Annotated in this window: 13 protein-coding genes; 6 read left to right on the top strand and 7 right to left on the bottom strand. The window is 64.2% G+C overall.

Features of this window, described 5'->3' with window-relative positions; genetic code table 11:
• Positions 1 to 25 precede the first annotated feature (25 nt).
• Both H7E91_RS09015 and H7E91_RS09010 read left to right on the top strand, forming a co-directional pair.
• On the top strand, positions 26 to 1522 hold the full coding sequence (locus tag H7E91_RS09015; protein WP_182354771.1) for an FGGY family carbohydrate kinase: 1497 nt from the start codon (positions 26 to 28) through the stop codon (positions 1520 to 1522).
• 16 nt (positions 1523 to 1538) lie between these two features.
• The gene (locus H7E91_RS09010) at positions 1539 to 3146 is read left to right on the top strand and encodes a glycerol-3-phosphate dehydrogenase/oxidase (RefSeq protein ID WP_182354770.1); all 1608 of its coding nucleotides are present in this window, start codon (positions 1539 to 1541) and stop codon (positions 3144 to 3146) included.
• A gap of 171 nt (positions 3147 to 3317) precedes the next feature.
• On the opposite strand, the gene H7E91_RS11575 is transcribed toward H7E91_RS09010, so the two are convergent.
• Both H7E91_RS11575 and H7E91_RS09005 read right to left on the bottom strand, forming a co-directional pair.
• Positions 3318 to 3479, bottom strand: coding sequence for a hypothetical protein (locus H7E91_RS11575; RefSeq protein ID WP_206680404.1), 162 nt, complete (start codon positions 3477 to 3479; stop codon positions 3318 to 3320).
• Positions 3476 to 4021 (bottom strand): MBL fold metallo-hydrolase, encoded by a 546-nt coding sequence (locus H7E91_RS09005; RefSeq protein WP_206680403.1) that lies wholly within the window; start codon positions 4019 to 4021, stop codon positions 3476 to 3478. The genes H7E91_RS11575 and H7E91_RS09005 overlap by 4 nt, the downstream gene beginning before the upstream one ends.
• A 71-nt stretch (positions 4022 to 4092) precedes the next feature.
• Here H7E91_RS09005 and H7E91_RS09000 point away from each other — a divergent pair, with 71 nt between their 5' ends.
• Complete coding sequence (locus H7E91_RS09000) at positions 4093 to 4635, top strand: WHG domain-containing protein (RefSeq protein WP_182354769.1); 543 nt, start codon at positions 4093 to 4095, stop codon at positions 4633 to 4635.
• A gap of 65 nt (positions 4636 to 4700) precedes the next feature.
• Here the strand turns inward: H7E91_RS09000 and H7E91_RS08995 are convergent, their stop codons facing one another.
• The 5 genes from H7E91_RS08995 to H7E91_RS08975 form a co-directional block, all read right to left on the bottom strand.
• Positions 4701 to 7007, bottom strand: a complete 2307-nt coding sequence (locus tag H7E91_RS08995) for a 3'-5' exonuclease (RefSeq protein ID WP_182354768.1) — start codon at positions 7005 to 7007, stop codon at positions 4701 to 4703.
• Positions 7004 to 13327 carry a DEAD/DEAH box helicase gene (locus tag H7E91_RS08990; protein WP_182354767.1) on the bottom strand — a complete coding sequence of 2108 codons (6324 nt, stop codon included), beginning with the start codon at positions 13325 to 13327 and terminating at the stop codon, positions 7004 to 7006. The genes H7E91_RS08995 and H7E91_RS08990 overlap by 4 nt, the downstream gene beginning before the upstream one ends.
• Before the next feature lie 3 nt (positions 13328 to 13330).
• Positions 13331 to 17920, bottom strand: a complete 4590-nt coding sequence (locus H7E91_RS08985) for a DNA methyltransferase (protein ID WP_182354766.1) — start codon at positions 17918 to 17920, stop codon at positions 13331 to 13333.
• Entirely contained in the window at positions 17920 to 20781 is a 2862-nt protein-coding gene (locus H7E91_RS08980) for a DEAD/DEAH box helicase (RefSeq protein WP_182354765.1), read from the bottom strand. Before H7E91_RS08980 ends, H7E91_RS08985 begins: the two co-directional genes overlap by 1 nt.
• Positions 20782 to 21080: 299 nt before the next feature.
• Positions 21081 to 22310: an NAD(P)/FAD-dependent oxidoreductase gene (locus H7E91_RS08975; protein WP_182354764.1), complete on the bottom strand. Its 1230-nt coding sequence runs from the start codon at positions 22308 to 22310 to the stop codon at positions 21081 to 21083.
• A gap of 164 nt (positions 22311 to 22474) precedes the next feature.
• Here H7E91_RS08975 and H7E91_RS08970 point away from each other — a divergent pair, with 164 nt between their 5' ends.
• Genes H7E91_RS08970 through H7E91_RS08960 form a run of 3 tightly spaced genes read left to right on the top strand, consistent with a single transcriptional unit; the run spans position 22475 to position 26294 of the window.
• Complete coding sequence (locus H7E91_RS08970) at positions 22475 to 24118, top strand: ABC1 kinase family protein (protein WP_182354763.1); 1644 nt, start codon at positions 22475 to 22477, stop codon at positions 24116 to 24118.
• A 47-nt stretch (positions 24119 to 24165) separates the two neighbouring features.
• Positions 24166 to 24891, top strand: a complete 726-nt coding sequence (locus H7E91_RS12160) for a CPBP family glutamic-type intramembrane protease (RefSeq protein ID WP_206680401.1) — start codon at positions 24166 to 24168, stop codon at positions 24889 to 24891.
• Positions 24885 to 26294: a tryptophan-rich sensory protein gene (locus H7E91_RS08960; protein WP_182354761.1), complete on the top strand. Its 1410-nt coding sequence runs from the start codon at positions 24885 to 24887 to the stop codon at positions 26292 to 26294. Before H7E91_RS12160 ends, H7E91_RS08960 begins: the two co-directional genes overlap by 7 nt.
• Positions 26295 to 26331 lie beyond the last annotated feature (37 nt).

Below are 26331 nucleotides of genomic sequence, written 5' to 3'. Positions count from 1 at the left end.
GAGCAGACAGTCAAAGGAGACTCAGATGTCGCACGAGAAGATACTTGTCATCGATGCAGGAACCACGGGCATTCGCGCCCTCATCTACGACCGCGACGCCACGATCCTCGCGACCGCCTACACCGACTTCCCCGTCTACCACCCGAGCCAGGACAGGGTCGAGCAGGATGCTCTCGAGATCTGGGAGGCCGGGCTGGCGATGGTGAAGAAGGCGCTGGCCGACGCTGACATCCAGCCCGGTGAGATCACGGCCCTCGGCATCACCAATCAGCGGGCCACCACCGTCATCTGGGATCGTGAGACGGGCGAGCCCGTGTCCCCCGCCATCGTCTGGCAGGACACGCGGACCTCGGACCGGGCGGCCGAGCTGCTGCCAGAATGGGGGGAGAAGGCCTATTCCCACACCGGCTGGTCGCTCGCTCCGATCTACTCCTCCCTCAGCATCGAATGGATCTTCGACAACGTCGAAGGCACGCGGGAGGCGGCCCGCGAGGGCCGGCTGGCCTTCGGAACCATCGATTCGTGGCTGATCTACAAGCTGACGGGAGGGAAAGTCCACGCTATCGGCGCCTCGAATGCCACGGTCGCCGGATGCTACGACCTCATCGCCGATGAATGGTACGAAGAGTTCCTCACCGCACTCGACATTCCCATGAGCATCTTCCCCGACGTCAAGGACGACTCTGGCCTCTTCGGCCACACCGATCAGGATGTGCTCGGAGCCGAGATCCCCATCGGCTCCGCCATTGCCGATCAGCATTCCGCCCTCTTCGCGCAGGGCTGCATCGAGCCCGGCACGGTCAAGTGCACGCACGGCACGGGCACGTTCCTCGACATGACGGTGGGGGACAAGCCGGTCATCGACACCGCGAGCGGACTGACCTGCCAGATCGCGTGGCGGATGAACGGCAGGACAACATATGTGATTGAAGGCTACGCCGGAACCACCGGTGCCGCCGTCCAATGGCTGCGCGACGGTGCTGGTCTCATCAGCACCTCCGCGGAGTCCGAGGAGGTGGCCCGGTCGGTCCCCGACACGGGCGGAGTGTACTTCGTCCCCGCACTGACGGGGCTCTCCGCACCGTACTGGGACCCGTACGCACGAGGCGCAATCCTGGGTATCACGCCCGGGACAACGCGCGGCCACCTCGTGCGTGCGACTCTTGAGGGCATCGTGTTCTCCGTTCGCGACTTCATGGATGTCATGAGCGAGATGTCGGGATATCCGATCACGAAGATCGCTGTTGACGGCGGCGGTGCTCGAAACAACCTCCTGTTGCAGATGCAGGCGGATCAGCTCGGTGCCACGGTCACCCGGCCCGCCAATACGGAGGCGACGAGCCTCGGTGCGGCGTTCATGGCCGGGCTCGCGACCGGAGTATGGGCGTCCGTCGATGAGGTGCTCGACCTTGTTGCCCTCGACGCGACGTTCGAGCCGCAGATCTCCGACGAGGAGCGCGACGCCGCCTACTCGGTCTGGAAGCGGGCCGTGGAGCGGAGCCAGGGTTGGGCACGGAAATGATGGGAGGCCAGAAGCGATGAGGCGTACCGGCATCGACGAGGCGGCGCGCGAGACCTTCGATGTCATCGTCATCGGCGGTGGGATCACAGGCGTGTCGACAGCCCGGGAGGCGGCGCTGCGCGGACTCTCCGTGCTCCTCATCGAAAAGACCGACTTCGCGGCCGGCACGTCGAGCAAGTCGTCAAAGCTCGTCCACGGCGGCCTGCGCTATCTGCAGACGTACCAGTTCCACCTCGTGGCGGAGTCCCTCCGGGAGCGCGAGAAGCTTGTGAAGACGGCCCCTCACCTGGTGACGATGCGCCCGTTCCTCTACCTCGTCTACGAGGGCGACGAGTATGGGATGCGGATGCTCAATCTGGCACTGACGTTCTACGACGTCGCATCCGGAGAGTGGCGCAAGCGCCGGCATACCATGCTGTCGAAGGAGGAGGTCATCGCGCTCGAACCTCATGTTCAGCGAGAGGGTCTTCTCGGTGCGGGGAAGTACTACGACGCGTTGACGGACGACGCTCGTCTCACGATCGACACGGCGAAGAGCGCCTGCGAGTACGGCGCTCAGCTCATCAACCACGCCGACGTCACCGGCCTCATCATCGAGAACGGCCAGGCCCGCGGCGTCACAGTGAGGGACGCGCTCACGGGGGAGTCGGCGCAGATCCACGGACGGCAGGTCATGAGCGCCGCCGGGCACTGGACCGACAGCATCCGGCACCTCGAAGGGGACGATGCCGCCCGCATCCGCCCCTCCAAGGGCGTCCACATCGTCGTGAAGAAGAAGGACTTCCCGCTCAACACCGCCATCTTCCTCACCTCCCCGGACGACGGCCGCACCGTCTGGCCCATCCCTTCTCTCAACGACGATCTCGTCTACATCGGGACGACTGATGCGGATTACACGGGCGATCTCAATGACGTGAGGCCGGAGCCGGAGGAGATCCAGTATCTACTCAACGTCGCCAACAAGGCGATCCCCTCCGCCCACCTCACAACCGATCACGTGGTCGGTGCCTGGGCCGGGTTGCGACCGCTTGTCGCGCCCGCCCCGGGAGAGTCTGTCGGGAACACCTCCCGCGAGCACGCAATCGCCGAGGGCCCAACGGGGATGCTCACCATCTCCGGGGGCAAGCTGACCTCGAGCCGACTCATGGCCAAGCAGTTCGTCGATCGCGCCGTCAAGAAGAACCGCTTCAAAGTCGCCAAGTCGACCTCGAAGCTCGTGCCGATCTCGGGTGCGAACATGAGGCAGGCAGAGGCGACCCGCCGCAGCGCGATCAGATATGGCGTGCCGGAGGGCATCGCTGCCGCCTGGGTTCACCGCTATGGTTCGAATTCGGAGAAGGTCTTCTCGATCTGGCGGGCGGAAGCGGATTCCAGGGACGTTGTCGGACCCCGCGGGCTGACGACGGCGGAGGTCCGCTACGGCGTGCGTGAGGAGATGTGCCTGACTCTCGAGGACCTCCTCATTCGCCGCACCTCGCTCTTCTTCTGGGATGAAGAGGGCGGTCTTGGCGGCGTCGACCGGATCGCCGGTGTCATGGCCGGTGAGCTGGAGTGGAATGAGGAGCGGAAGGCGGCCGAGATCGAGCGCTACCGCTCAACTGTGACCGCACACCGCTTTCACTGAGAGAGTGCGTGGGTGCGGCGCTGACATCGGCGCCGCAACCCCCGCGATCCCGCTGTCGTATCCGGAGGTTGGATCTGTCCCATGGCCGGTGAGTCTGTGCCACCGTTGCCACCGTTGAATCCCTCGAGGACGGCCGCTTTGAGGGCGGGGGCTGTTCCCGGTGGGTTGATGTCAGCCTGCCAGTATTGCCTCGACGGCCGCCTGTGGGGAGCCCTGCCAGGGGGCGCCGTGCCCCGGCAGCACCCAGGATGCGGGGATCTGCGCTAGACGGGCGAGCGAGTCCCTCGCCTCATCCGGAGCATCGGTGAAGGGCGCGGGCTGAGCGCCGGTCACACCGGGACGTGCCGGGTCGTCAGCGCATCACCGACGAAGACGGCATCGACAGCAGGGATGTGGACGGCGACGCTGCCGGGCGAGTGCCCCGGCATGCCGACAATCACCGGCTGGCCCGGCAGGTCAAGGATGTCTCCGTCTTCGATCTCGACAACTTCCTTCACATGCGTCGTGCGTAGAGCAGACTTCCGTGCGGCATAGGCGAAGAAGCCGAGCGTCGGCCCGAGCCGCATGGGCCCCATGGGGGTCTTCGGCTTTTCGCCCGTCCGTGCTCGATGGGCGTCGGCCGAGTGGATGTAAATCGGCACCTCTGCCTCTCGCCTGAGCCGCTCGGCGAAGCCGAGATGGTCGCTGTCACCGTGGGTGAGGATGAGGCCGCGAATGTCGGACAGCGGTCGGCCGATCTCCTCCAGCTCCCGCTGAAGATCTCCCCAGTGCCCGGGCAGTCCTGCGTCGATGAGGGTGATGCCGTCCGGCAGGTCCACAAGGTAGGAGGCGACGATGTCGTTGCCGAGGCGGTGAAGGTGGGGTGCGAGCTTCATGATGACTCGTTCGGGTACGATGGCTACGATAAGTAGCCGTGATGGCTAATGTCAATAGCCGAGGAGGACAGGTGGCGGCACCTGCGCGCACCACGAACGAAGAAGTCATCTCTGCGGCCCGCGCCGTCCTCGAATCGGCAGGGCCGGTCGGGCTGACGATGCAGGCGGTGGCGAGGCGCGTCGGCGTGCGAGCCCCCTCGTTGTACAAGCGGTTCCAGGATCGTGAGGCCCTTCTCGGCGCCGTCGTCTCCGCCGCGATCGACGAGCTGACCTCCATGCTCGAGGCCGCCGCGCCGGATCTTCGGCTCCTCGCGGGCGCCTTCCGACGCTTTGCTCATGACAATCCGGAGGCGTTCCGACTGATCTTCACCCCGTACGCGCCGCAGGATGCTCTCGAGCGTTCGTCCGGCCCCATCCTTGAATCCACCGCCGCGCTCGTCGGTGAGGAGCACGCGCTCGGGGCCGCACGGCTCCTCACCGCATGGGCGACGGGTTTCGTTCACATGGAGCTCGCGGGAGCCTTCCGGCTTGGGGGAGAGGTCGACGAGGCCTTCGAGTACGGCCTCCAGCACCTCATCGCCGGGCTCGGTGGTGCCGACAGGGTCGAGGCCTGAGAGATTGATTCGCTCCCCGGACGAGGCGTGCGGGGAGCGAGGTGGTGAATAGAGAGTAAGCGAGGTTAACTCGGAAGCAGCTCTGACAACTCCTCGTGGGTGGTGATCACCAGCTGATCCCGCGCGCGTGAGGCGGCGACGTAGAGGAGCGATCGCTCCCTCTGGCGAGCATCGTCCGCCTCCGCGACCGCCAGCCCCGTGAGCTGATAGCGCTGGGGGAGGACGTTGCGTCCGACACCGATGAGCACGACGTGGGTGAATTCCATGCCCTTGGCGCTGTGCATCGTCATGACCTGGACGAGCGGGCCATCCCCGCGGTCCTCGGAGAGGGCGATGTCGATGCCGTGTTCCGCCAGGCCATTGACCGCTCGATTGACGAGGGCTTTGGTTCGTGCGAGAACCCCCACGTGAATGCCTTCTTGGCCCTGCATCCATGCCTTGATAATGCCCGCCACAGCCCTGATTTCATCTGCCTCTGACGAGAACTCGAAGAGGGCGGGCTTCGGCCCGGAGCGGGCGGAACGGTACTGGTCCGTCGTGTCGGTCTCACCCTCCGCGTCGGTCCACTCGCCATCGAGAATCCTCACCGCGTAGTCGAGAGTCTCGCGTGTCGTTCGATAGTTGAGGGTGAGGCGCTTCGAGGCACGACCCCTGGTGGATATCCCGAATCGGCTCAGCACATACTGCTGCCCGTAGATCCTCTGATGAGCATCCTCGGCGATGAACACATCGTTCGGTCCTTCGGCGACGAGACTGCGGATGAACTTCCAGTGGCCCGCGTGGAAGTCCTGCGCCTCGTCGACGAGGACGTGATCAAACATCCGTGGTCCGTTCTCAGCAGCGCGCTGTTCGAGGATCTCAGCGCCTATCGCAGCCAGGACAGGCCACGACACCTTGCCCTCCATGGCGCACGCACGCATGTACCTCTCGATGATCTCCCAGACCTCCTTTCGCGCCTTCCGGTTGAGGGGAGTCCCGCGCCCTGTTCGTGGAATGCGCAGGTAATCGGCCTGGGTCGTGATTCCGTGTGCGAGGACGACTGCCTCGTACTCCTGGGAGAGGAACGTGTCATTGGCGAGCTCGTCGCTCAGCCCGGCGCCCGCGAGAGCTCGTACATCGGACCAGAGCAGCTCCTCCTCCGACCGATTGAACACGCTGATCCGACTGGCGGCTGAACCGAGGACGACTTCGCTCGCGGCGGCCAGTTCATCGGGCCGTGCCTCCTTGACGGTCCGCATGACCAGCTGGTCGATTCCGCTTATCCACAGCCCGGAATCACCGGGCCTGGCCGCTTCGCTGTACACCGGATTGAGCGCCGTCATCTGTGACTTGAGGGAGTCGGCGAGTACACGCGTGTAGGTCGTGAGAAGAACACGGGGCGACTCGCGATCTCGATTCGCGCTCGCGAGCCTGTTGGCGCGGTGTACGGCGACGACGGTCTTACCGGTCCCCGCGCCTCCGAAGACGCGGCCGGATCCGGAGTAGCTGCGGGTGACAACATCGAGCTGGCTCGGATGGAGGAACACCCGCCAAGAGGCGAAGTCGCCCGACTCGAGGACATTTCGCAGCTCGTCATTGTCGCCGCCCTCGAGATACGCGTACTCCAGCCGGGCTGCGGGAGTCTTGAGACCCTCGACGAGCCGACTGTCGGCATCTCCGTGGACCGGAGCCACCATCCCAAGGCTCTCCTTGACCTCCTCGATCGTCATGCCCGCGACGAGGCCGATGAAGGCATCGCTCTCCCAGGCGGGGCGATGCTCGAGGGCCTTGAGGAGCAGATCCTCAGACTCGAGCCCGAGGACGATCTCCGTCGAGGTGGGGTCGATGCCGAGCTCGGACTCGAGAACTTGAGGCGTGTAGCCAGCGTCCGTGAGAGCATCCGATGGCCGCGTGGGTGCGGCTTCGACAGGGGGCGGTGCGCTGACGCTTCTCTCCTCCATCTGCTCTCGAGCCTGTTCTTCGGCGATGCGGAGCGCTTCGCGCTCCGCAACTGCGGCTTTGACACGCGATTCGACCTCGGCCCTGACGACCGCGGGATCGGGTTCGGACGCGTGGACGAGTTCGGTGATGCCGTTGATGGGATTCACCCGCAGAGTCGCGGTCTTGATCTTCGCGATGTCGTCATCGTGGTTGTAGATCCCGACGATGACGAAATGGTGCGTCTCCCTGTCGCGAAGCTCGAACATGACGGCGCGGTAGAAGTCCGTGACGCGGCCTGTGCGCGCCCGCGAGTCCGCGCTGCCCGCGATGGGCTTGACCCGAAGCGACGGATTAGTCGGATCCTCTTGGAGCTTCTCGAGGAAGTCCATGACCGACTTCTTGATGCTTCCATCAAGCTTCAGGCTGTTGTGGATACTGATTGACGCGGTCATCGGCGTGCCAGTTCTTTCAACTCGGTGGGGATACGGTCAGCACTGAGATCCTTCGCTCCGAACACGGTCCAGCCTCCCAGCGCTGCAGGATCACCTTCATCGTCGTAGAGCATGGCGATCTTCGCGCTTGTCCACATGAGCAGAGCCGGAATCCCGGAAATCTCACTGCCGATCTCATCCGCCACAGGCACTCCTTCGTCGATGAGCAGCTGGAGCGATTCCTCGATGCCCTCGCCCTCGAACTCCTCGAGAATCTCCTGCCATTCGCTGGAGACAACGGAGGAGATCGACTCTTCCACGGGCGTTTCCACGGGTGTGGCCACGGACGGCTCCTCCTGGCCCACAGTCTCAGTGGAGTGAACGTCGATGAATTCAGCCGGATCGTTGGACAGCCAGTAGAGGTTGGCGAGGTTGAGGAAGTCGTTCCACTGCTCGATGCTCGGGTAGCCAGGTGTGGTGTCGAAGATCAGACGATTGGAGCGGATGCCTCCGCTGCCGTTGGGCTGCGCTTCGACTCTGACCCCGCCGCCGTGGATTGCGCCGACGAGCCCGTTGTCGAGCCGTTCCGCGCCTTTGGATAGGACGAAGGCTGCCGCGACGTGCCGCATGTCCTCCCAGGCGGGATTGTCCGGTCTCTCAAGGATTTTGAGGAGCAGGTCGAAAGGTGAGGCCTTGACGAGGCTGTAGTTCGTCGCGCTGAGCCCACAGGACCTCCGGGCAAGCTCTTCGCCATTGGCAGTGCCGAACCACGCGGGCTCGATGGTGCTGTCGCTCTGCCTGCGATCGAGGTCGCGAGAGGTGAGAGCGAAGGGCTGGATGCCCTCCTCATACAGGCGAGCCCGCTTTCGAACATCGCCGTCGACTCGGTTGTTCGCGGGAGATACGTGATACGCGGCGCCATCCAAGAAGACGGCAATCGGCCGGGCATTCGAGTTCATCGGTTCGAAGTAGAAGTCGGGCACCGTGTATCCGAACGAGTGCTGTTCTCGCATGCGCCACTTGATGCCTGCCGGCGATACGCCGGCGGCGGGCATCGTGAACTGCCATTCGCTGCGACCGCCTGACATCGACTGCGTGACGGTCACGCCGGGCAGCGCCTCGAGGGCGGCGAGCAGCATCTCCCTGAATCGGTTCTCAAGGTGGGAGCCTTCGGTGATGGCGGGACGACTCGTCATGATCTCCCACTCGTCGCCTGTAATGGGCGTGCCCGGCTCGGGGCTCCGCGACGCAAGCAGCAGCGACCGGAGTACCGCTTCTGCAGCCGCCCGTGACGTGGACTGAACTGCGCGGCGCGCGAAGGGGATCAGGCACCGCGGGCAGGCCATTCTGTCCTCGAACTGACACGGACATGCCGACACAGTCTCGAGGGCGGCGGTCAGCAGGCGGCGCACATCCTCCGGCTTCGCGAACTGGTAGAGGTAGCCGGTGCCCCCATAGATCGAGTCTGAGAGCAGGAGTGCATCGACCGGGCCGCGCTCTCCCATCACTCTCACACTGTCGACCTCGAGGTGCGCCGGATTCCCACCGAGCACCTCCTTGAAGCCGAGACGGATCGCGGCCGTGAGGCTGGGGATGGCGAGGCGGTCAGCATTTGAGGAATAGCGCTCGGGCAGATAGAGCAGCACGCCTTGGGTGCGCAGCGTGCGGCCCAGAGCGAAGGAAATCGACTTCTCCTCGTGGGAGTGCCGCTGCGGGCACCAGGGTCGGTGATCCCACTTCGAGTTCGATCCGGCCTGCGAATCCACGTGGCCACAGGACTGGCACACCCGGAAGAGAGGCGCTGACACGGTTCTGCCGCCGACCGTGAGCTCCGGGCCCTCGCCCCTGCCGAGGTTGAGCCAGCGCAGGTCGACACGGGACATGAAGGCTGCACCGAATCCGTCCTGCGTGTACCACGTCTTGTCTTCAGCGCCTTCAGGCACAACAAAGCTCATGTGCATCGCGTACATGGCCGACGTGCGTTCGTCGCGCGAGTCGTTGATCGCGGCCGATGTCTGCTCGACCTCGGAGTACACCTTCTTGAGGGGCAGCACATCGATGACCGCACCGGTGTCGGCGAACCTCGGGTCGTGGCAGATCGGGCACGAAGGGCGCTGGCTCTCCCACTCGAGCTCCGAATACGAGCACTGGGCACAGATCCGCCACTTCTGGACGGCCTCGCCATCCCTGCCGATCTCGACGGAGTCGATCTTCGCAGCGATCCCCTGCGCATAGAAGGTCGAGCCCGGGGCGAGCTCGGTGAGCGCTGCGGAGATGCCCCGCGAGTAGTTGTACGGCTGCGTCTCGAACTCGAAGGTCTGCGGGTCGAGGCGCGTGACATGGACCGACAGCTCGACAGCGTCATCGAGCAGGGTGAAGTTCGGCAGAATGCCGTACCGTTCGAGGGCGGTCACCCAGTGCTCCTCGAGGAGAGTTTTACGGCGCGACCTCTCGAATCGCAGCGAGGAGCGAACTTCGCGGCGCTCCTGAATGACGTCGTCATCACCGGCATCATCCATCGCCTCGAATGCCTCGACCTGCTCCTGCAGGTTGGCGATGCGCTCGGCAATCGACTGCCGTTCGTCGAGCCACTCACGCCGAGCATCCTCCAGCTTCGAGCGGAGGTTCGCCACACTATCGCCGCGCGCCCATGCCCGCAGCTGCGTCGTGGTCGACTCATCGACGCGGTCGGCAATGGTCGGGATGAACTCGTCGAGAGCCCGGTCAACCGTAGAATCGAGACTGTCGACCAGAACATCGATGAGCGTGGGGTTTCCCGGACTGTGGTCGAACACGTCGAAGCTGGTGTGGAGCTTGGCGACCATGTCATCGAGCGGCAGAGTGTCGATGAGATAGGCGGTGAACTGGCGCTCGAGGATCTCGACAGCGGAGAGGAATGCCGCTGGCGGTGTGACCATACCGGAGATGATCGAGAGCGGCTCATTGAGCTTGGGCAGCACCTCGCCGCGGCCGCGGATAAGCGCGAGAGCGAGGGAGTTGCCTGTCAGGCGGCCTGCTCGGCCGACCCGCTGGACATAGCTCGCAACCGTGTTCGGCAATGAGGACAGCATGACCGTGGACAGGTCGCCGATGTCGATGCCCATCTCAAGCGTCGGTGTTGCCACCAGCACGTTGGGAGCGTCCGGTGCCTGGCCCTCGCCAGATCCACGGAACGCGTCCTCGAGCTCCTTTCGTGTCGTGTTCTCGAGCATCCCCGTGTGCTCGCGGGCCACCACGCTGCGGGGCGTGGTCGCCGCATAGAGCCTGCGGTAGTAGTTGTCGGGAACTGGGACAGCATGCAGGGTGCCCTGACACGAGGGGACGAAACACGGCGCATCGTCGAGGAGGTCACGGACGTCCATGGCAAGACCGGTGCTCGCACGGCAGATGCCGCACTCGAGAAGGTGCGGATTGTCTTCACTGGTGATGACAACGTGCTCGGGCTCAATCGCGTAGATCGTCGCACCGGAATTCGTGTTGACCGCCGTGAGGAATCCTCGTGCTGACAAGGCGCCAAGGAGGGCGCTGACTGCGCGGGCCGAATCGTGGGGCGTGAGGCCGAGCATCCTCGACGTCCATCGGGCGTACCTGCCGGTCGGTGAACCTGCTGCGGCGACTCCGTAGTCTCGCTTGGCCGACGACAGCGGCGAACCGACCCGAGGGAACTCGGGCGACCCTCCTCGCGGGAAGGCCGGCACACCCTGCGCTCGCTCCTGGCGCCGGTTGAGGAGATAGGCGTTGCCATCATCTTGGAGATAGCGCTCGAACCACCGATGGTTGATGCCGCCGCGGATGCGGATCATCTCGAGAATGCCGTGGACCCAGGCGGTGACTCCCTGTCCGTCAACCGTGTCGAGGGTATGCTCCACCACCTGGTCCATCGCCTCTCGACCCGCGGAGTCGAGCAGTGCGCCAGGAGCGTCGACCGCAACGTTCAGTGCGCCCGTCGAGACCAGTGATCGAGCAAGGTCGGCGCGTTGACCGAATTCGAGAAGCGCGTCGAAAGCGAGGCGGTCCTCGACCTTCTTCTCGCTCTTCCTCTGTTCTCGCCGATCCGCGGTCGGATCCCAGTAATTCTTGAACTCCGTGTAATCGGCGATTTCGGGCGGGAGGAGCTGGTAGCGCGACCGGCAATCATCGCCCGCTGCACGTGTGAGAGCCTCAGGGATCTCATCCAGGCCGTAGGAGGAGGAATCGATGGCACGGCGGATCTGCGTACGCAGCGCGAAGGCGCGTGATCGGGCCTGGACGAAGCCGGCTCGATGCGCGGCGTCCTGGACCGAGTCGGTGAAGACGAGAGTCTTCTTCTCGGAATCGTCGAGGCCCGGCATCCCGAACAGATTCGACAGAGACACCGACAGGAGGGTGGCCACCGAGGATCCGATGTAGCGGATGGCATCCTGCTCGCCACACGACGGGCACGTCTGATCCTTCGAGGCGTCCTCCGCATCCGGTCCGTAGTGGGTGAGGACGGGGATCGAGGCGAGTTCTTCCTCCTCGCCCTCGGCAGGAGGCGACATCGACAGCTGCTGAGTATTCGTGTGCAGCCACAGGACTGCCGATGTGCCATCGGAGCGAAGCCCCGCGACGGGCCTATCATGCGCCAGCGCGTAGAGCTGCTCCTGCGTTGCGTCGATGAGAGCCCGCGTGCGGTCGCCGTTCCGAACTGAATCCTCCCGGACCTTCTGCGGGGTGAGGATGACCGCGCCCGTGCCGGGCTCGAGACTGACCATCCACCCGGAGCGTCCGCAGCTTCGGCAGTAGCAGGCAGGGAGGAACGTCGCTTCTGACTCCGCGTTACCATCAGTGGCGCCATCATCGCTCCAGCGGAAGACGCCCTCACCGAGGGTGCCGACTGAGCGATCCACTCGTGACAGCTCTCGGAGCCAGAGGTGGGCCTCGACTCCCGGCAGGCGCTTGCCACCCCAGGGATCGCGCTCCCCGTGCTTCGATCGGAGGTAGGAGAGCGCTGCAAGGGCGTGGCTCATGAACTCAACCGATTTTTCCTCGCCGAGCCTCCGGGATTCTTCGCCGAGCACGAGGTCGGGAAGAGTAGCCACACCGTCCTGCTCGCGCCTGATGAGAGGCGTGGCTGAGCCGGCGTTGGTGAGCATGAGAGCAGTCAGCTCGTGCTGAGCAGCATTGGCGATCGCTTCATCGAGACTGAAACCATCGGCACCACGCCGGCAGCCCCACACCTGCTCGCAGAAGTGCGCGAAAACCCTCTCGTCGTAGTCTGGGCGGTCAGCCGCCCCGGCCAGAGCATCAAGAAGCCCCTCGATCTCATCGGCTGTCGGCACCGTTCGCTGTTCGGCAGGCTGCGTGCTCGCGCCGAAGAGCCCCAGCATCTCCGTACGCCACTCATCGAGCGATAGGAGGGTTTCTGGGACGATGCAGTCCTCATCGAATTCCATGCCGAACACGGTCTCGGCGAAGTCGAGCACCGGCTGGTTCTCGCCCTTGGCCCCGAGAGTGGCCGACGTTGCGACGGGCGTGAGCCGCCCAAGGCATCTGCTCGACTCCTCCTCCGTGAGAAAACCTGCGGGTTGGAACCGCTTGAGCATGAGACCGAGCCGGCGGAGCAGCAGTGCCACATCCGTGCCCTGTGCGCCGTCGTAGGTATGGAACTCATCGAGCACCAGGTATTGGAGCGAGGTGGCCGAATGCGCCCAGATCTCACGGTCCGCGGGGCGCAGGAGAAGCTGATCGAGCATCTTGTAGTTGGTGAGGAGAATGTCCGGAGGATTTCTCTGCATCTCGCTGCGGTCGGTGATGAGCTGGTTACGGCTCATCGTTGTCCGATTCGATGTGGCCTCGCCGGTGTAGATACCAGCGGTCAGTCCGTGCAGCTCGTCGTTGTCCCAGATGAGCTTGGCGATGCGGTCGGCCTGATCGTTGGCCAGGGCGTTCATGGGGTAGAGGATGAGGGCCTTGACGCCCTTTTCCCCTTCCATCCGAGCCCGCCGAGCATGGTCGAGGATCGGCATGAGGAACGACTCCGTCTTACCCGAACCCGTGCCAGTGATGACAATCGTCGGATCAGGGTCCCGCCTACCGTTCTCATCCTTCGTCCGCAGCCGGGCGAACGCCTCAGCTTGGTGGTGGTACGGCACAAACCCATTCGGAAGCCAGTCGAGGATCTCCTCCCAGTCCGTCGCCTGCGCATACGGCAGCCGAGTCCGCACGTAGGGCCCATGGAACATCCCTGTCTCAGGATGACTGAAGAACTGCTTCAGTGCCTCCGCCATATCGGGATCCGCCAGCGAAAAGCTCGTCGCCAGATACTCGTTGATACCGTCCCGAATGTTGTTGGCGGCGTGAACCGGAATGAGAGTCGCCATTGACTAGTTCTCCTTCAGAATCTTCTCGTACTTCGCGTACGCTGCGCGCAGATCTGCTTCCCGATCGAGCTGGCGAAACGGGTACTCATACAGGTACTCGACGCCGGACTGGGGATGAGTCAACCGCCGCTCACTCTCGGAGAGCTGCACAGCGTCGCCCACCTTGGCCTGCTTCTTGAGGATCTCCTTCGGAACCTTGCGCCCATTCGCGTCGAAGCGATCCTCCTGATCGTAGCGGCGCATAACCGGGAACTGTGTCCGGTAAATCATGCACAGCTCATCGGCTGTCACGCCGAGAGAGATGGCGACGATGGCATCGATGTCGTTTTGAGCTGCTCGGCGTTGCTCCTCGATCCGGAGCGGAGTCGCAGGAGACCATTCGGCGCTGGATATCTCTTGCCAGATCGGCCCGTACGCGGAAGTCAGAGAGTTGAGTTTCGTGTACAGTCTCGCGAGCTCAATCTCCAACAGTGGATGCGGCGCAAAAGGGAGTTTCTGAATGGTCTGCGCGTAGATGTTGGCTACTCCCGTAGCCCTAATCTGGAAATCTGCAAGTAGCGAAGACATCGATGAGGCGGCTAAAACTGTCGACCGCCGACTTCTAGCGCACGTCCCGGTGATGGCCGCACCCGAAACGGCTGCGGCGGGCGGGATAAGGGCGGGATATAACGTACGGTAACCCGTGGTCGCGGCCATTTTTCGCCAGGCAAATCGGAACAAAGACCGGTCGGGTACCAGTTGCTCGTCGACCTTGTGATGCGTATAGGAAGAGTCGTAATGGTCACCTGTTACTCTGACGAAAGCTGTTGCCGGAATGAAATCAGCCGGGATCGCCTCCAAGTCGATCTCTGTCCAGTCCTGGTTGTGCTTCATCGTCGGATTGGGCTGCTTCTGCATCGGCAGAGACACTCCGAGATGAGGGCCCTGGAGAATCGCATCCTCCCACAACTCTGGATGCCCCCAGCCGACGTCGAAGTAGCCCTTCTTGCGATCGGCAGTCTCATGCCAACCGCTCGAGAACTGCAGGTCGATTTCTCCGATGCGGGGTGCGTGGGAGAGCTTCTCGAGAACTGCCGCTGCCTCGGTATTGACCGCATAGACCATTCGGGCTTCGAGAATCGGCACGTTGCCTGTCTCGAGGATGGAATGCCAGACCTTGAGTGTCTCCGTGTCGATCGTCTGAATGCGGTCCTTATGCGGGCGGAGGTCCCAGTTGTCGTGGTCATCCTTCAAACCAGGGAGCGGCCCGCTGCCGTCGTGGCTGAGGGATTCGGCGACAGTGCGCGGGTGGTAGAGGGACCCGGCGTTGAGGAAGTTCGGGGTGCTTTGAGGCGCGGAATAGACGTGCACCCCGTACCCGACAAGGTGGTGCACATCGAAAAGGACCAGCTCGTTGATGAACTGCCAGTGCCTGCGGAGTCTGAGGTATGCGCCTCGCCGCAGCGGCGCAGCCTTCAGCTCGGTGAGGTGCGATTCTGGGTGGATCAGAGAGACGACACCCGCGTCGGAGTTGTTCGACCACGTCCGCTCCATGAAGGCGCGGTAGAGGTCGGGCTGCTGGTTGATGAGGTAGGGATACGTCGGCGTGGTGCCCAAGAAAGTTGCGGTGGCCACGGTTTCGCCGATCCCGCTGAGGATGATGTTTTGAACCTGCTCGTCCTCCGCGTAGCGTTCTCGGCGGTCAGCTTTGGCTCGCTGAGTCGGCTTGTGGGCAAGAGTGAACCACGGGTCCACCTCGGAGTAGAGACCGTCGAGATCGGTCCTGGGTCGTACCCACGGCGGGTTGCCGACCTGCAGATCAAACCCGCCCTGCGCGAACACCGGGGAGAAGTCGAGATCCCAATGGAAGAAGGCCTGGGATGCGGAGGTCTCGATGACTGTGTTGAGCCACGGATGCTTGTCCACAACTTCTGATATCGGCAGCGTTGCCGCCGAGAGAATGGCGAACTGCTCCTGTTCGTTGAGCTCATTCCATTCCACCGACGCGCCAAGAGCCGTTTGGCCATGATCGACGGTCTTTCCGGTGACACCAAGAATGTCCGTCAGCGCATCGAGCCACTCTCCGAAATCCGGAAGGTTGGTCGAAACGGTACCGCACTCGTCGACGTCCAGTTCCGACAGCGGCCAGAACCAGAGGGCGCTCCACGCATCCATGACCAGTCGCAGCCGGCGATAAGCGCCGTCCTCGTTACCGAACAGATCTCGTTCGATCTGTTCGCGCGAGGTGTTCTTCGCCGGTTCGTCGGCCTCCCGGCCCCACACGGAGATGCTTCGGCGGGACTGCTCCTCGGCAATCTCAAGTCGCGTCAGCGCGAATTGCCACAGGGCCTCGACCCGCTGTGAGAGGTTCTCGAGCCTCTTCACTTCGGCCTTGGTCGGCTTGCGAAGGATGCTGCTCCGCCACGCCTTGAGGGCCTTCTGCCGTGGGGCTGCGATGCTCTTGAGGTCCTTCGCATCAGCCGCTGCTCCCCAACCGGTTGCGGGCAGGAGGAAGTGGTGGATGCGGCCGCTGACGCTGAAGTCGGGCTTGCCGGTGTCGATGGCGGTGCGCAGAGTGGTGAGCGATTCCCGGCGCGGCGTCTCCTTCTGCCAGGCCTTACTCAGCACCTGTGCCTGGGAGTAGGTGGACCGCAGTGCGCCGATGAGGGAGTTGCCCTGCCGCAGATGAAGACCGAACCACGGGGCCTGAAGTTCGGAGGTCATCGTGTCGAGCCAGAGCGAGATCTCCGCCAATTCGACAGCAGTCGCGTTGAGGTCGACTCCGTAGACCTGGTGGAGTGCGATGTAGGCCTTGACCTTCTGAAGCTCACGAGTGCGGTCCTCGGCGGGGATGTGCTGCCCGAGTTCGGCCTGGCGAAGTTCGAGGTAGAGCTCCGCCAGCTGACGGACTGCCTCGACGGCGAACGCTCCGGAGCCCATGGCGGGCTCACAGATCGAGAGGGAGAGGACATCCTCAGCCTTGTTGATTCTTCCCTCGTCCTGAAGAACCTCGATCGCCTGGCCGACGGTGAACTCCGTGAGGACCTGGGGGGTATAGAAGGAGGCTGACCGCTGGCGGTCTCGCGACGACTGGCGGAATACGAAGGAACCACGGTTGTGCCGCCGGCGGATTCTCTTCATGCCGCCGCCCTCGGCTTCGACCTCGACTTCAACGAAGGAGTTCTGCGGAACGTCATCAGCCCTCGATGTTGGGATGACCCAGGAGCCCTTCTCCGGGTTTCCGTTTGGGGCGACCTCGTAGAGGTCCTCCTGGGCGATGAAGCCCTTGTAGGACATGAGGCCCTCATAGACCTGCCCGAGTTCAGTCACTCCCAGCGTGGCGTAGGAGATGAAGCCGCGATCCCGCGAGGACTTCTTCGAGAGCAGGAGGTTCTCCAGCACATGATTGAGACAGAGGTTCGACAGCTGCACTTCGTCGATGTAGGAGGTTGCACGGCTCTGGAAGAGGTCGGCTCGCAGGTTCCTGAACTCGAGACCGGGCTCGCCCGCTTCGGAGTCGAAAACATCGTCGGTTCCGTGTGACGGGTCATGGCCTTCGTCGACCAGCCGGAAGAGAACCTGGAGGGACTCGTAGAGATGGGTGCCGTTCTGGGCGCGGCGGGAGACGGGTGGGTTGAGGATGAGCTCGCGGAGTCGAGTGAGACCATACCCATCGTCATACTCCGGTGTGCCGGTGGGAAGGACCTCCAGCTCGGGGGATGCCTCCGCGAAGAGCAGGAAGAGGATGCGGTAGAGGTAGCGCAGTGACTGCTTGGCGAGTTCATTGCCGTCAACCGACTCGATGTCGAGCCCGGCCGCCCTGCGGCGCTGGAGGACATCGTTGCCGATGAGCTCGATCGATTCGCGAACGGCGTTCCGCAGTTCGCCGGAGACTTTGATCGCGTGTTCCTTCGACTCCTCCAGAACCTCGATCCACCATGTCACGCCCTCGGGCGAGCGCTCCGTGTTCTCGCGAGCGAGCGCGCACGCGACCCGCTGCAGCTCGCCCTTTGAGGTGCGGTCGTTGCGCTCTGCGGCGAGTGCGACATCGACGGCGAGATAGCGGCCGAGCGGCCAACTCTCCCGCTCGGCGAGAAGCACCCACTGGCCGGCGATGATGAGGGCGAGTGCCGGCGGGTTCTCGGACAGGAAGATGTCGCTGACAACAGCAGCGGCTGGTCGCTCGGCAGTCTTCTCCCCGTTGGTCACATCCCCGAGGATTCTGGCGGTCAGCACATCCTCAACAGCGTCGACCTTCTCGGCCTCGACGAGGACGACAGAGCGGTTATCACCGGACCAGGCGTGGACGGAGAAGGTTTCGTTGAGGTGGTCGAACACGGTCGGCTTGAGGTCGCCGTAGCCGAACGCGGCGCGGATGACGGCGGCCACGTCTTCTGGGCGGGCGTCCTGCGTTGACAGCGCTGTCTGCAGGTCGTTGCGGTGCTCGAGCAGCCTCGTGAGAGGAGACATGGCGCCTGCGTCTTCGCCCGTCTTCCACTCCTTCACGCGATTCTGGACTCGCTTCGAGAACGACTCACCCTTGGTCTCGTCGGTCGTGAGGTAATGGTCTGAGATCCAATCCTCGACGTTGATCATTGATTCAAAGCTGGCCATCAGAGCGCCTCCTGCTCATTCGGGAGGACAAGCACGAGCGGTCGAATGAGCTGTTGATCCGGCATCAATGCGTTCATGAGTTGGCGCTCCTCCTGGATGAGCTTCTCCGAGTGGCGAATCGGTGCGGTGCGCTGGCCGACGATCTCGATTCCTGCTTCCCAGAGATGAGCACGGTCACTCCAGGATTCAATGCGCTCCTCGGCTCGCTTCCTCGCTTCGGCCGACATCGGTGTCGCCTGGTCCGTCGCGAGTCGTACGGCCTCCTCGATGAGGGAGTGGTGATCGTCAGGCAGTCGGGTGTCGCCGCGGTTGACGGCATCAGCCCCGAGGCCGACCGATCGCAGCCACTCGACGGGGTCGGTGACGACGGTGGTGTTGAAGATATCCGACGTCGCGATGAAGGAGCGGGAGATGACCTGGCCGCGCTTGTTGCTCAGTGTTGCCATGAGGAAGACCGTCGGCTCCGAGACTGAACCCTGGACGGCCGGGATCTGCCCCCGGCTGAGGTTGGCGAGAGCAAGGTCCGTCGCCCAATCGGTGACGGGGTGGAGGGGGCCGAGGTGGTGGGCTCGCGGCCACGTCGATCCGTCCTCGCCTGTCCGTGCGGCAGTGAGGACCTGCTGTCCCTGCTCGAAGGACGTCGTGAAGACGAACTTCTCCTTGACTCGGCGGTCAGCGACGTAGTCCTGGGGCAGGAAGTCGAGTCTGCGCTGCAGGTCCTTAGGTGGCAGCAGCTCAGCGGTGCTGTTCGGATGCTTGACGAAACCGACACCATTGCGGCCGGGAGCAGCCTCCGGAGTGCCGTGGAAGGCCTCTCGAAGGGCGTCCTGGAGGTAGTCGATCTCCTGCTCATACAGGCTCGCCGCGGACTCTGACGCCGCCACGGCTTCAACGACTGAGCCGGGCTCGTTCGACCCTCCGCTCTCGAGGGAAGCAAGCAGTGCATCAATGCTGTCCATGGAGTCGCTATCGGCAATCATCTCAGGATCGGCCACGACATCGTCGAAGTCGCGCTGACCCTGAAGGACGTCCCTGATGGCGTCCTCCTCGAGCTTGACCGAGTGCTTGCCCATGAGTGCGCCGGCATCGCCGATGATCGTGTGTGCTCGATCCTCTCGCTCGAGGAGCCGCAGAAGCACATGGAGTTCGCCCACGTTGTTGTTGGCTGAGGGATCGAGGAGCAGTGACGTGATCTCGGGGGAGTTCAGCTGTCCGTACCGGTCGATGCGGCCATTGCGCTGCTGGATGCGGATGAGGGACCAGGGGATGTCGTAGTGGATGAGGTGGTGGCAGAGCGTGTGAAGGTTGACGCCTTCGGATGCGACGTCGCCAGTCACGAGGATCCGCAGTTTCGAGTCCGTTCTCTTGAACTCGTCGACCAGCCTCATCTGCTCCTGATCAGGGAGCCCGCCATGCATGACCTCCACGGCGCCTGCGGGCATACCCAGGGCTGTCGACAGGTTCTTCTTCAGCCAGTGGAGGGTGGCAACGCGCTCGGAGAAGATGACGACACGGGTCTGTGACTTCTTGGATATGCCGATGCGCGTGAGCTCCTCAAGGAGCTGCTGGAATTTCGCGGACGATGCCGGTGTCACACTGTTGCTGAGGCGCTCGAGCCGGCGGAGGGTGTCTGCCTGCTCCGGATCGGAGTCCTCGACGCGCTTGATCCTGCCGCGCACGGTCTCGGACAGGGCTGCAGGCGAGGAGAGGAATGCTTTGACCATCGTCCACGGGAACAGCCGGTCACCCGCAGGATTCTTCCCTCGAGGATTGATCCACACCTCGTCCAGCTCCGCGGCGATGGCGTCCTCCTCCGGAGAGGCTGGGACGTGGACGTTGCGGGGCTCGGCGCGCTTTGCCCACTTCCTCCCGACCTCATCAGCCACTTCAGGGGAGTTCCTGTGCCTGCGAATAATGAGCCGTTCAGCGGCCGCGCGGTCGATCGTCCCATCCGGCAGCACCGCAGTCGGATCGAGCAGGCGAAGAATCTCCTTGAAAGACTCCGGGTCGCCGTTGTGAGGCGTTGCGGAGGCGAGCAGAAGAGCCTCCGCAGTTGAGGCGACTGTGCGTGCCAATGCGTTGTTCAGCGTGCCGGTATTGGTCGAGTTGTGGATCTCGTCGATGACGACCGCATCCCACCGGACCTTCTCGAGCTGCGCACGATACTTCGGTGACTTGATTGTGTCGAGGGAGATGATGACCCGCGGGTAGTACGTGAAGGGGTTCCGGGAGGCGGGGAGGATCTGGCGCACCTTTTGAATGCCGACGGAGTCAAGGCGGACGAGAGGAATTGCGAACCTGGCCCACAGCTCCTGCTGGAACTGCTCCATGATGTGGCGCGGCGTCACGACGAGAATGCGCTCACCGCGGCCGCGGCGAATGAGCTCGGAGAGGATCATGCCGATCTCGAGCGTCTTGCCGAGGCCGACAGCATCCGCGATCAGTACGCGCGGCCGCGGATTCTTGGTCGACAGCGCCTTGCGGACGGCGCAGAGCTGGTAGTCGAGCGGGTCGAGGAGCATCTGCGTCGAGACCGAGAGCTGCTCCTGATAAAGGGGGATCGGAGTCTGCCGCAGGGTCGTCTCGAGCCAGAGGCGGCTCTGCCGGTATCCTGGAGAATGGTCAGGAACAACCTCGACCTTGGTCGGGTCGAGAACCTCAATATGGTCGAGCGCTGAATAGAACGTCGCATCCTCATCCCGCACGTACTCCGACAGGCCCCGAACCTTGAGTCGATAGCCGTCGACAGACCGTGCGACATTGGTGATCAGCCACATTTCGTCGCGAACGGTGACGACTGCACCCGGAGCATAGTTGTGCTGAGACACCTGCAGCGTTGCAGATGCTTGAGTTTCGCCCATGAAACCAACCTTGATGACGCAGTTCGAGGCCATCGAGAAACGTCTCTTCTCGCAGGTCCACAAACATCACTTACTGTTCTTTATCCACTGTCAACTATAACGGTGACAGAATTTGCGGAAACTCCTGCTTTCTCGGTGTAGTGCCCGCCAGCGCATGGTACGTTTCCCTCGCATCGCGAGAAACGGCACGATTGATACTGTCAATGGGCGGCCCTCGACAGGCCCGTACCAGCACCAGCGAGGGAAAGACTGGTGCGATCCGCGTCTGATCTTCAGTAGGGTCCCGGACGTCATCCCCCTCAGCGGCCGGACGCCTCCACCTCAGCCGCCGCCCGGATACCCGCATCGAGAGCGCCCTCGATGGAGGGGCTTGTCCGATGGTCGCCGGCGAGGAACGCCCGCCCGCTGATCTGCGACTTCTGGGCCGAAGAGCCAGCCGCATAATCGGGCAGCGAATGCGGGACGTCATCGCGGGCGAGAAGAGTCAGCTCCCCGGCCTCCATCCCCCAGATCCTCGCGGTGTGCTCTTGTGCCTCGTGGTCGCTCACGTGCTTGGCCCCGAGCAGGCCGGAGGCCTGGATCAGCGGCGTGCCGTCGGGGGAGTAGCTCGGGGCCACGTTCGTCACGACAGCCGTATTGAGGACGGGGCCCGATCGAGTGCCATCAACGGCGATGAAGGGCTTGTCGGTGGGGGCGCGATCGGCTGTGAACCACCACGTGGTCAGTCCGTGCGTTGGGATCTGCTCGCGGCCAGTCAGGTCGCCCACGGCCTCGGAGCCGACGGCGACGATGAGGGCGTCTGCCGTCAGCGTCTCGCCCTGTGCTGAGACGGTGACCTGGGCAAGGTCCTCGGAATAGGAGTCGACCGGTGCGTCGGTGCGGATCTCGGCGCCCGCACGGCGCGCCTTCGCGGCGAGCTGCCTCGGCAGGGCCTGGATGCCGCGCGAGGGAAGGCTGGGGCGGCCGAGCGCGAACATCGTGAAGAGGAACCGGACGTAGTCGGCCGACGTCGACAGGTCATCGGTCGCAACAACGCCCGCGAGGAACGGCTCGAGCACCTGCGTGCGCAGGGGGCCATGAATACCAGCCGCGTCCCAGGCCTCGCCGATGGGGAGGTCCGCCTTCGAGCGCTCGATCGTCGACCTGCCGAACCATGTGGCGAAGGCGGCGATCTCCGACCTGTCAACGAGATCGCTCCTGAGCGTGCCGGTCAGGTGCTGTGGGTGGCGGGCGGGATGGGCGAGCAGGTCGAGGCCCTTCTCGGTCCGGACCATGACGCCGGACCCGAACGCGTGCAGGTCGAGTGCATCGACATCGACGTACTTCTTCACGCTCGGGTACGAGGGGTTGAGCAGCTGGAAGCCGCGGTCGACGAGGAATCCGTCAACCTCACGGGTGCGCTGCCGGCCGCCGACGGTACTCTCCTTCTCAAGGACGAGGACGCTCCGACCGGACTCGGCGGACTTCCAGGCCGCCATGAGCCCCGAGAGGCCAGCACCGATGATGATCGTGTCGTAGTGATTCGCCATGATTCCTCCGTCAGCAGCTGTCCCCGCCATCCTACGGCCGTCGACGGGGTGCGGCAGGAGCATTCGGCCTCTGCAGCCGTTGCGCGAATGGGCCGGCCAGACTCTGGGGACAGGTATGCCGCTGTTCCGGCTACCTCCCAGTCGTGCTCCGCTAGTGTGGTGGAATGGCTCGACACCTGCATCGATACCGAGAGATCGCCACAGTCCTGACCCGCCACGGGCTCTACGCCACCGCCGTTCAGGCCGGCTTGGGCCGATGGGTGCCCGCCCCGGTGGCGGAGGGGGTGGACGAGACGTCCGACGTCCCCGAGCTGCTCGTCAGCGCCTTTGAGGAGCTCGGCGCCGCATTCGTCAAACTCGGTCAGCTGATCTCCACCCGTCCCGACATCTTCCCCGAGGAATACTGCAACGCCTTCGCGAAGCTCACCGATTCGAGCGCCCCCGTCCCATTCGAGGAGCTCGAGGGAGTCATCGAGGCGGACCTCGGTGTGAGCGTCGATGAGGCCTACGCCTGGTTCGACCGCGTCCCCGTCGCCGCCGCCTCGATCGGCCAGGTCCACCGGGCACGGCTCCACGACGGTCGCAGTGTGGTCGTCAAGATCCGCAGACCCGGGGTGGCCGCCGAGGTCCATGAGGACCTCGACATCCTCCGCACCCTCGCCGGCAGGCTGGTCCGGAGCTCCCAGACGTTGGCTGATATGGACTTCACCCGGCTTGTCGATCAGTTCTCCGCCTCCCTGCGTGCCGAGCTCGACTACGTCGTCGAGGCGCGAGCCTGCGAAGAGATCGGAGCGAGCTTCGAGGGCGACCCGGCGGTTCATATCCCCTGGATCGACTGGGAGAGCACGACGGCGCGTGTGCTGACCATGGAGGAGCTCTCCGGAGTCCGGATCGATGACCTCGAGGCTCTCGATGCGGCCGGTATCGACCGGCCCGTGCTCGCGCGGCAGATCGCCGACATGTTCGTGAGCATGGTCTTCGAGGATGGCGTCTTCCATGCGGACCCTCACGCGGGCAACCTCTTCATCGAGGATGATGGAACGATCGGCATGATCGACTTCGGATCGGTCGGCCGGATCAACGAGACCATGCGGCGCAGGTTCGCCACCATGGTCCTCGCCTTCTCGAAGAACAACCCGGATGCGATCACGCGGGGGCTGCTCGAGATCGCGCCCGCGCGCGGGGCCCTCGACCGTGCCCTGCTCCGCAGCGACGTCGCGAGGATGACGGACCGACTGGACGGAAGCACCCTGGCCGACATCAGGGTCGATGAGCTCGGCAGTGAGCTCTTCGCGATCGTGCGCCGCCACCGGCTGTCGCTGCCCCCGGAACTCGTCCAGCTCTTCCGCATGCTCATCATCGCCGACGGTCTCGGACGGAAGGTCGACCCCGAGTTCGATATCAACGAAGCCTTGGCGCCTCTGACCGAGCGCCTCATCGAGGAGCGCATGGACCCGTTCGCGTGGGCGGGACGGCTCAAGGACGTGGCGGTCTCCGCCGCCGAGTTCGGCATCGACCTTCCCGATTTCGCGCGGAAGCTGGTCGACCGGATCGACAGCGGCACTCTCGACGTCCACATCCGCGCGAGTGAGCTCGATCCTCTGGTCGCTCGGCTCGAGCGAACGGGGGACCGGCTCGTCGCCGCTCTTCTCGTTGCCTCGATGGTCACCGGCGGCACGAACGTCCTCGTCGCGTACAGAGATCAGCTGGGTAAACTCGTCGGCCCGGCGATAGCCGCTGGCGGAGCGGCACTCACCGGCGGTAGCGCATACATCGCCTGGACGAGCCGGCCGCGCAGGCGCCGATGAGAGCGCGGCTACTTGCGCACGGACTGCCGCGGTGAGTGAATAAGATCGTGTACTCAGAAGTAACGGCCTTCCTCCGCGCCTCCCTCGTCGACCGAGTGCGAGAGCGCAGGGAAGAGCCCGCGCGCAGAGTGCGCACGCGCAGGATCATCGTCGCGACCACGTTTGTCCTCGGCGCGGTTGGCCTCGGTGCAGCGCTCACCATCGAACCAGGTGAGCCCCTCTTCTATGCGGCGACGCTCGGGGTTGCGGCCGTGTGGGTCATCGGCGCCTTCGCTTCGGGCCCGCTCCACCTAGGCCGGTCACGGACCCGGGCAGGAACGGCTGATGGGCGGGCGGCGCTACAGGGCTTCATCCTCGGTGGCACGCTCCTTGTCGTCTTCTTGCTCGGTGCGATGGTCGTTGGCCAAATCGACGTCCTGCGCGGGCCCGTTGATGACCTCATGGAGCACGCGCTTTACGGCAGTCTTCCTATCGTCGCCCTCGTCACCCTCATCAGCGGGGTCTGTGAAGAGGTGTTCTTCCGGGGCGCTGTCTACGCGGCCATGCCTCGCCGGTGGGAGATCGCCGGATCCACTCTCATATACGCACTGTCGACCGTCTTCGCGGGCGTCCCGCTGCTCACCTTCGCCGCCCTCAGCCTCGGCCTGCTCACCGCCGCCCAGCGGCGGGTGACAGGAGGGGTGCTCGGCCCTATTGTGAGCCATGTAACATGGTCGCTCGGCATGCTGTTCCTTCTGCCGCATGCTCTCTCGATTGGAGACCTCCTATGGTGAATGCGGAGCGGGGCCGGGCCCTGGTGACCGGAGCGAGCGGCTTCATCGGCGCCCAGCTGGTCCCCGCGCTCCTCGATGAAGGGTGGACCGTCCGAGTCTTCGCGCGCACGCCGAGCAGGCTCGATGATGCGTGGCGAGACAGGGTTGAGGTTGCCCAGGGTGATGCCACCGAGGAGTCGGACCTGCGGGAGGCGCTCGCGGACGTTGATGTCGCCTACTATCTCCTGCACTCGATGGACGGCAAGGGCGACTTCGTCGAAAGAGACAAAGCGCTTGCCCAGTCCTTTGCGACTGTGGCGAAAGAAGCCGGCGTCAACAGGATCATCTACATGGGTGGACTCCACGACGAGAACGCGGAGCTTGCCGCTCACATGGCGTCGAGGGCTGAAGTGGGCACGATCCTCCTCTCCTCCGGCGTGCCCACGACCATCCTCCAGGCCGGAGTCGTGCTCGGGGAGGGATCGGCGTCCTTCCAGATGCTTCGCCACCTGACCGAGCGGCTCCCGGTCGCGATCGCACCCCGCTGGGTGACGAACCGTGTCCAGCCCATCGACATCGACGACGTTATCCATTACCTCGTCCGGGCGGCCGAGCTGCCGCCCGAGGATTCGGGCCCGCTCGACATCGGCATGGAGGAGGTCTTCGTCTATCGAGACATGATGCGGCGCTACGCGAAGGTCACTGGGCTGTCCCGCAGATTCATGGCGACCGTCCCCGTCCTCACCCCGGATCTGGCGAGCCGCTGGGTCGGCGGCGTCACCCCGGTCTCATCCGGTGTTGCCAGGCCCCTCGTCGGCTCCCTCATCCACGACGCAGTCAAGGGAATGGGGAATGCCCGGGACGCCTCCGAGGTACTCGGTGACCCGGAGGGCGGACTCACCGGCTTCGACGAATCCGTCCGCAGGCACACGGCGGGTACCGACCCGAAGAGAGTCGGGCGGATCTTCCGCAGGGTCGCGCTCGCGGTCGGCGCGACAGCCGCTCTCGGGAGTGTCCTGACAAAGCCGGACAGCGCGTGGTACGAAAGCCTGAAGAAGCCGTCCTGGCAGCCGCCCGCGGCCGCGTTCCCGATCGTGTGGACCACGCTGTACGGAGTCATCACCGTCGCATCAACGATGGCGATCGCTGAGCAGATCGAGAACGGTGACGAGGGCGAGGCCCGCTCTTATGCTCGAGCGCTCGGCGTTAACCTGGCGCTGAACGCCGGCTGGTCCGGAATCTTTTTCAGGAGCCGCTCACCTGAGCTCAGTGCAGCGGCCGCTGGCCTGCTGACCGTGAGCAGTGCGGACCTGGCCCGCAGGGCCAGTAAGGCGCGGCCCCAGCTCGGCATCCTGCTCAGCCCCTACGCCGCCTGGTGCGGCTTCGCCACGGTGCTGAGCGCGGCCATCGCCCGCAAGAACTGAAGCGTAGGACCCGGCGTCAAACGCAACCTCTGCCCGG

Source organism: Flaviflexus huanghaiensis, assembly GCF_014118685.1.
Taxonomy (GTDB): domain Bacteria; phylum Actinomycetota; class Actinomycetes; order Actinomycetales; family Actinomycetaceae; genus Flaviflexus; species Flaviflexus huanghaiensis.
Note: the sequence above shows the minus strand (reverse complement) of the source record. Positions and strands in the feature narration are given on the sequence as shown.